Source organism: Methylophaga muralis, from assembly GCF_001720165.1.
Taxonomy (GTDB): domain Bacteria; phylum Pseudomonadota; class Gammaproteobacteria; order Nitrosococcales; family Methylophagaceae; genus Methylophaga; species Methylophaga muralis.
Genome location: NZ_MCRI01000059.1, coordinates 1 through 7,405, shown reverse-complemented (window position 1 = coordinate 7,405; position 7,405 = coordinate 1). Strand labels below are relative to the sequence as shown.

Annotated in this window: 8 protein-coding genes; 6 read left to right on the top strand and 2 right to left on the bottom strand. The window is 41.9% G+C overall.

What is annotated here, in order from left to right; all coding sequences use genetic code 11:
* The first annotated feature begins 380 nt into the window (after positions 1-380).
* From A9E74_RS13160 to A9E74_RS13135, 6 genes are all read left to right on the top strand, one after another.
* Complete coding sequence (locus A9E74_RS13160; protein WP_069297063.1) at positions 381-827, top strand: plastocyanin/azurin family copper-binding protein; 447 nt, start codon at positions 381-383, stop codon at positions 825-827.
* A 169-nt stretch (positions 828-996) separates the two neighbouring features.
* On the top strand, positions 997-1,590 hold the full coding sequence (gene petA, locus A9E74_RS13155; protein ID WP_176718941.1) for a ubiquinol-cytochrome c reductase iron-sulfur subunit: 594 nt from the start codon (positions 997-999) through the stop codon (positions 1,588-1,590).
* A 5-nt stretch (positions 1,591-1,595) separates the two neighbouring features.
* Positions 1,596-2,801, top strand: coding sequence for a cytochrome b (locus A9E74_RS13150; RefSeq protein ID WP_084003096.1), 1,206 nt, complete (start codon positions 1,596-1,598; stop codon positions 2,799-2,801).
* On the top strand, positions 2,798-3,508 hold the full coding sequence (locus A9E74_RS13145) for a cytochrome c1 (protein ID WP_069297060.1): 711 nt from the start codon (positions 2,798-2,800) through the stop codon (positions 3,506-3,508). Before A9E74_RS13150 ends, A9E74_RS13145 begins: the two co-directional genes overlap by 4 nt.
* 36 nt (positions 3,509-3,544) lie before the next feature.
* Positions 3,545-4,165, top strand: a complete 621-nt coding sequence (locus A9E74_RS13140) for a glutathione S-transferase N-terminal domain-containing protein (RefSeq protein WP_069297059.1) — start codon at positions 3,545-3,547, stop codon at positions 4,163-4,165.
* Positions 4,165-4,569 (top strand): ClpXP protease specificity-enhancing factor, encoded by a 405-nt coding sequence (locus A9E74_RS13135; protein ID WP_069297058.1) that lies wholly within the window; start codon positions 4,165-4,167, stop codon positions 4,567-4,569. Before A9E74_RS13140 ends, A9E74_RS13135 begins: the two co-directional genes overlap by 1 nt.
* A gap of 1 nt (position 4,570) precedes the next feature.
* Here the strand turns inward: A9E74_RS13135 and A9E74_RS13130 are convergent, their stop codons facing one another.
* Positions 4,571-5,947 carry a sigma-54-dependent transcriptional regulator gene (locus tag A9E74_RS13130; RefSeq protein ID WP_069297057.1) on the bottom strand — a complete coding sequence of 459 codons (1,377 nt, stop codon included), beginning with the start codon at positions 5,945-5,947 and terminating at the stop codon, positions 4,571-4,573.
* Positions 5,948-5,958: 11 nt separating this feature from the next.
* Positions 5,959-7,405, bottom strand: a 1,447-nt coding sequence (locus A9E74_RS13125; protein ID WP_069297056.1) for a sensor histidine kinase, incomplete at its 5' end; no start/stop codon positions are given.

The following is a 7,405-nucleotide window of genomic DNA, read 5'->3' as shown; positions in this document are numbered from 1 at the left end:
ACTGTTTAATTAAAGTTGAATCAGCGCTCAAGCGAAAATGATTTAACGCTTTTTCAAAAGTTAAATTGTTACCTCAAGTATTTCAGCCTTGTAACAATTTAGACCTGAACTTCCAATAACCAAGTATTCAACCCTATCTTTTTCAGGCACTTGCCTATTCATTTGTCATGGAAAATGCATTGTGTTATTTGACATAAATTTACAATTTAGCATGGACATATCCCACAAACAGCCAGTATAGTTGGCCGTTTTTGTGCTTTATTGCCCAGAAAATTACGTGTTAAAACACGTGGCTAAGTGTGTTCAGTGTGTGTTCAGGTTCACTGTGGGAGACTGGCACCGCACTGAGGCAAATAACTCAATAAAGAGAGGAAATATTCATGAAATATGGTAAATCACTGTTGACAGCAGTAATTGGCGCAGCATCTTTATTTTCTGCTGCTGCAATGGCTGAGAATCATGTTGTTAACGCAAGCCTAACCGCTTTTGACCCTTTAGTAGTTAAAATCGCACCAGGTGACACAGTTTCTTGGCAACAAATGAACGGTCACTTAGTCAATACTACTTTTACTGATGCGAGCGGAGAACAAGAGTTCATCCCAGAGGGCGCAGAAGGGTTCATTTCACAAATGGGTGAAAACTACCAAACTAAACCACTAACAGTTGAAGGTGTTTACCTCTACAAATGTGACCCACATTGGGGTGCAGGTATGGGCGGCGCCATCATCGTTGGTGAACCAACCAATTTACAAGCGATTGTAGACTCTAATCCAAAGGGTGCATTACGCCGTTTAGTAAAAAAAGTCGAACAGGCTGCTGCAGAGTAAATATCTACTCCTCTAGTGGTAACCCTAAAAGCCCGCATGAAAATGCGGGCTTTTTTGATCCAAAACATTCCTTGCTATGTTAAAATTTGCTAGTTTTATCTCAGCAATCCCGAGACATTGATGCTCTGCTGGATTCACATTAAATAACATATCAGGGGATATTCATCTGATGAGCGACTCTATAGATACTGGCAAAAGACGGTTTTTGACAGCCGCCGCTAGTGTAGTAGGCGGTGCGGGTATGGTGGCTGTTGCCATCCCTTTTGTATCATCCATTGCACCAAGTGCTAAAGCCGAAGCAGCTGGAGCACCAGTGCAAATTGATATCAGTCAACTCGAACCAGGCCAACTGCTAACTGTTGAATGGCGCGGCAAACCGGTATGGATTTTCCGTCGAACCGAAGAAGTTTTAAACACGCTCATTTCTCTAAATGATGAGCTACGTGATCCACAGAGCACACAAACCCAGCAACCCGAATACGCTCAGAACGAAACTCGTTCAATCCGTAAAGACGTCATGGTGATGGTGGGTATTTGTACGCATTTAGGTTGCTCTCCAACCTATCGTCCTGAAATTGCCCCAAATGATTTAGGTGCAAACTGGAAAGGTGGATTTTTCTGTCCCTGCCATGGTTCACGTTTTGATTTAGCAGGACGTGTATACCAAGGTGTACCAGCCCCAACCAATCTTGAAGTGCCCCCTTATCACTTCCAGGGTGACAATATTGTCATCGTTGGTGAAGACGCCCAAGGAGCCGCATAATGTCGATGATGGATTGGATTGATGCTCGCTTTCCAGCGACAAAAATGATGAAGGAACACCTTTCGGAATATTACGCACCGAAAAACTTCAACTTCTGGTATTTCTTCGGTTCCCTGGCTTTATTGATTCTGGTTTTACAGATTATTACCGGCATCTTTTTAACCATGAATTATAAACCGGATGCAGAACTCGCTTTTGCGTCGGTTGAGTACATCATGCGAGACGTTGAGTGGGGCTGGTTAATTCGTTACCTACATTCCACCGGTGCTTCTGCATTCTTCGTAGTTATTTACCTGCATATGTTCCGTGGTTTGATGTATGGATCCTATAAACAACCACGAGAATTGATCTGGATTTTCGGCATGTTGCTTTACGTCGTGCTGATGGCTGAAGCCTTTATGGGTTATCTATTACCTTGGGGTCAAATGTCATATTGGGGAGCGCAGGTTATTATCTCCTTATTTGGCGCTTTACCTGTTATTGGTGAAGACTTAGCGTTGTGGATTCGTGGTGACTACGTAGTTGCCGATGCCACATTGAATCGCTTTTTTGCCATGCACGTTATTGCATTGCCGATCGTATTATTAGGTTTAGTTGCAGCTCACATTCTGGCGTTACATGAAGTCGGCTCCAACAATCCAGATGGCGTCGAAATCAAAAAGCATAAAGATGAAAACGGTAAACCTTTAGATGGTATTCCGTTCCACCCCTACTACACCGTAAAAGATCTCGTGGGTGTTGTGGTCTTCCTATTTATCTTTTCGTTGGTATTGTTCTATCTACCTGAGTTCGGTGGCTGGTTCTTAGAAAGAGATAACTTTATTCCGGCAGATCCGCTGAAAACACCGGAACATATTGTACCTTTATGGTACTTCACCCCGTTTTATGCCATTTTGCGGGCAGTACCAGATAAGCTATTTGGCGTTATTGCAATGGGCTTGGCAATTGTCATGCTGTTTCTCCTGCCATGGCTGGATCGTAGTAAAACTCGTTCAATTCGCTATAGAGGTCCATATTTCCGTACGGCTTTAGTTGTGTTTGTTATCAGCTTTTTAGCGTTAGGTTACTTAGGAACTCAACCAGCAACGTCGCTTTATACTTTGCTGGCACAGATATTTACTATTCTGTATTTTGCTTTCTTTCTTCTAATGCCAATTTACACCGCATTTGATAAAGATAAACCTGTACCGGAAAGGGTGACGTACAAATGAGAAATCTGACTTTAGCTGCTTTCATTTCAATATTCAGTCTGTTCTCGACTTTTGCATTTGCTGCGGGTCCATCATCAAAACTGGATAAAGTAGATATTGACCTGCATGATAAAGCGTCACTACAACGTGGTGCTCAGACCTTCATGAATTATTGCCTTAGCTGCCATGGCGCGTCTTTGATGCGTTATAACAGAATGGCAAAAGATTTAGGGTTAACAGAAGATCAGGTTGCTGAAAATTTGATGTTTACTACCGACAAAATCGGTGAAACCATGCAAATTGCGATGCGTCCTGAAGATGCTAAACGTTGGTTTGGTGTAGTACCACCAGACTTATCGGTCATTGCTCGAGCTCGTGGGACAGATTGGTTGTACACCTATTTACGAACCTTCTATCTTGATGAAACGCGACCAATGGGCACCAATAACCTTGCTTTTAAAGATGTAGGTATGCCTCACGTTCTATGGGAACAACAAGGTTATCAGTCTATAGATGAAGATGGTCGTTTGAGTGTTGTTCAAGAAGGTGAACTGAATCCTCGTCAATACGATATGATGAGCCGAGATCTAGTCAACTTTCTTGCCTATATCAGTGAACCATCCAAATTACAGCGTTTAGCGTTAGGAAAGTGGGTTTTACTCTATCTTGCTATCTTCTTTGTTATCGCATTGGCACTGAAAAAAGCTTACTGGAAAGACGTTCACTAACGCTACATTCCAAAATATATAAGCAGTATTGCCAAAATGACAACACGTAACCGTAAACCGCTGATGACATTGTACTCGGACGTACAATGTCCATTCAGCCACCAAGCCCGTATCGTTGTTCAAGAAAAACAAATTGATTGTCAGTTGATAGAACTTGCAGATGGGCACTGGCCAGAAGAAGTGGCTTCAGCAAACCCATACGCTCAAGGTCCGACCTTGTTTGACCGGGATATTGTGATTTTCCACTCACGTATCATTATGGAATATCTTGATGAACGATTCCCTCATCCGTCTTTAATGCCAAATGATCCTGGTGCCAGAGCTCAAATGCGACTGATGTTGCATCGCCTGGAAACCGATTGGTTTTCATTATGGCCTCAACTAATTGGCCGGGAAAAATCCCCAGCGAATAAAGCTAAAAAGACTTTACGCGAAGATCTGACTGTTTTGGCACCATTGTTTGAGCAAAATGATTTTCTGATGAGTGACGAGTTTTCGCTAATCGATTGCTATATTGCCCCGTTATTATGGCGCTTACCGCAATTAGGCATAAAATTACCTGACTCAGCAAAAGCAGTTGAACGTTACGCACAAAAAATATTTAATAGAGACACATTTCAGGCGAGCTTGAGTTCAGCGGAAAAGGGAATGCGTTAATGAGCATGTCTACACAAAGACCTTATCTGATCCGAGCCATTTACCAATGGTTGCTCGACAATCATTGCACCCCTTATTTGTTAGTCAATACAAATCACGAAGGGGTGGTGGTTCCGGAACAATATATTCGTGATGCTCGCATTGTACTTAACCTTGCACCTGATGCGATAAGCGGCCTTAATATGGATAATGACTGGGTCAGCTTCTCAGCAAGATTTTCAGGTAAAGCAATGGATTTGTTTATTCCGGTGATTGCCATTCAGGCAATTTACGGTAAAGAAAATAATGAAGGTATGTTCTTTCCTGAAGAAGAACCACCTACACCTCCACCGGCATCAACAGAGCCAACAAAATCTGTCACCAAAATAACCAGTGGCAAACCAAGCTTAAAATTAGTTAAATAAATTAAAGCTTATATTTTTCCATACGATAACGCATTGCCATACGGGTCAAACCAAGCTGTCTAGCGGCTCGGGAAACATTACCAGAACTGCGGCTTAACGCATTCTCCAATAGATATTTCTCCACTTCATCCATCGTCATTTTTTCTATTTCAGATAAAGTTTGTTCGCCATCAGCGCTTGTGGCAAATGATTTTAGTGATAAATCACTAAATTCGATAACACTTTGCTGGCAAAGCATTACCGCTCGCTCCAGAACATTTTCCAATTCTCTTATATTGCCAGGCCAGTCATATTGCTGCATTTGACGCATGGCATCATAGGCCAGTCGAGGTTGTTCTACGGAATAACGTTTGGCAAATTGTTCAATAAAAAACTGTGCTAGTTCTGCAATATCCTGTTGACGCTCTCTCAAAGGAGGAAGCTGTATCTCGACAACATTCAAGCGAAAGTACAAATCAGCACGAAACTCGCCCATGGAAACTAATTGATGTAAATCGCGATTGGTAGAAACAATCACCTGGGAATTGACCGGTATTTCTTTTGTAGACCCCAATCTACGCAGCTGTCGTCTTTCTATGACATTTAGTAGTTTGGTCTGGGTTGACAGCGATAGCTCAGCAATTTCATCCAAAAATAATATGCCGTCTTCAGCAACTTCAATCAGTCCGGGACGAGCTTTCAGAGAATCATCCAAGGCGATATTTTCCTGTCCGAATAACTCCGCTTCTACGGAATCTTCGGGTAAAGCTGCACAATCTACATGTACAAAAGGTCGGTCATGTCGCTGGCTTATTTGATGAAAATAACGTGCTAACACTCCTTTTCCGCTGCCCGTCTCACCACTAATTAATACAACGGGAGTGGTATCTTTATTTTTATCCATCAATTCTGAAAGTTGTTTGGCCTGCTCCCGAATAGTCATAATTTGCTGACTACTGCCGATAAGATTTACAGGTTGATGTGTTTTTTGAGCACGTTGCTCTGCATACTGTAATTGACGCCTGATGGTGTGATTACTGACCACTTTATCAATCGTCAACATTAATTCATCGAGATCGACTGGTTTTTTCAGATAATCTGAAGCACCAAATTTCATGGCACTAACTGCATCTTCCAACTCACCATAGGCTGTCATCACAATCACCGGCAGGCTTTGTAATGGATGCTCATCTGCACGAATTTCGGCTAATAAATCTAAACCGTTGCCATCGGGAAGTCTGACATCCAACAACAAAATATCTGGCGATTCACTTTGTAATAGTTTTTTGCCGCTGCCAATGTTTTCTGCAATTTTGGCTTGATGACCTTCGCGCTCCAGTCTGCGTTTTACCGATTTTGCAAACAGGCTTTCATCTTCTATTAGTAAAAAACTAAGCATATAACATCCTATTAAAAAGTCTGCTCATTATTGATATCTAATGTAAGCGAAACCCTTGCCCCGCCTTGCAAATTTGTTTCAAACGCTAAATGGCCTTGATGTTGTTTTATAACTTTTTGGGCAAATGGAATGCCAAGACCATAATTCAATTTTTTATGTAATTGACTGGTTTTTATTGGTGATACTTCTGTGAAACCCGGACCTTGATCATCAATATGCAGCCCCACTTGTTGAGCACTTTCCCAATAGTGGATATCAATAGTTGAATTGACTGGAGATGCCTCAATCGCATTTTGAATCAAGTTAAATATAGCCTGTTCCATCAGATTATTGTCCATATTGAGTGAACAAGCCTTATTTTGCCAGCCATGGCGCGTTAATTGAATGGACTTTTCTTTTAACTGTAGCTCGATTAAGGACAAAGCGTTATCTGTTAATTCAGTCAGCGTAACTTGTATTAAATGGGGCTTTAATGGGTGAAGATACATCAATAGTGACGTCACCCAGTTTTCCAGCCTATCGACAGCGACAATAATATCTTGCAGAACGACTCGGCTTTCCTCATTCGCTTCTTCAATTGATACTTGTGCTGCAGCTCTGATACCTGCCAATGGGTTGCGAATATTATGTGCAACCAGTGGTACCAGTTCGCCCAAGGCAGCTTGTTTTTTGGTTTCGATTAATTGATCACGGCTGCTGGCCAATTCATCTGCCATGCTATTGATGGCCTGTGACAGCAGCTGGAGCTCTTCCAAACCTTTTAGCGGAATATGGTGTTTGAAGTCACCGGTACTGATGATTTTTGCACCCTTGGTGACATTTCGCAGCGGTGCAAGCATATTACGGCGGACAAACCATTTTGAGATACTCAGTAAAATCAGTGCCAAAATGATTGGTAAGGCTTCACTTAAAATCATTTTGCCAAACAAACGCTCATCAGATGCGGTTAATTGAAGTTGCTGTTGACGCAAATAATTTTCGATATCACTGAAGACCTTTTCCAACTGACGAAAAGTTTGTTCTTCTAGTTGTTCATCAAGCCAAACCTTGTCTTCCTTACTAAGCTCTTCAATCTCAAGAAATCGGCTGGTTTCCTGGTAAAACTTGTTGTAGGCATATTCAATTCTTACAATCAGAATTTCTTCAGTTGGGGTTTGTGCCAACACTTTCAATCGTAACAAATAGCTATCGATTTGATTGCGAAACTGATAATACTCTTCAATCGCCAGAGCATCGTTTAGAAACACCACATCAAATACTTCTTTGAGCTGACGATATAAATCACCACGCAAATGCTGAACATGTGTGTTCATGGAGCTTAAACGAAGTGATTCCTCTGAGCTTTTTTGCCAGGCAAAGGCCCAGTTAAAGCTCATCAACGCCGTCATGACGATCAATACCACAAAACTCAGCTCATGGAATCGCAAGGCGCCTTGAATGGTTTGCAGTTTTTTGAAA

What these genes read in the sequence shown, in the direction of transcription:
- A9E74_RS13135 (WP_069297058.1), top strand. Translation starts at nt 4,165, where the DNA reads ATGAGCATGTCTACACAAAGACCTTATCTGATCCGAGCCATTTACCAA.
- A9E74_RS13140 (WP_069297059.1), top strand. Translation starts at nt 3,545, where the DNA reads ATGACAACACGTAACCGTAAACCGCTGATGACATTGTACTCGGACGTA.
- A9E74_RS13150 (WP_084003096.1), top strand. Translation starts at nt 1,596, where the DNA reads ATGATGGATTGGATTGATGCTCGCTTTCCAGCGACAAAAATGATGAAG.
- petA (WP_176718941.1), top strand. Translation starts at nt 997, where the DNA reads ATGAGCGACTCTATAGATACTGGCAAAAGACGGTTTTTGACAGCCGCC.
- A9E74_RS13130 (WP_069297057.1), bottom strand. Translation starts at nt 5,947, where the DNA reads ATGCTTAGTTTTTTACTAATAGAAGATGAAAGCCTGTTTGCAAAATCG.
- A9E74_RS13160 (WP_069297063.1), top strand. Translation starts at nt 381, where the DNA reads ATGAAATATGGTAAATCACTGTTGACAGCAGTAATTGGCGCAGCATCT.
- A9E74_RS13145 (WP_069297060.1), top strand. Translation starts at nt 2,798, where the DNA reads ATGAGAAATCTGACTTTAGCTGCTTTCATTTCAATATTCAGTCTGTTC.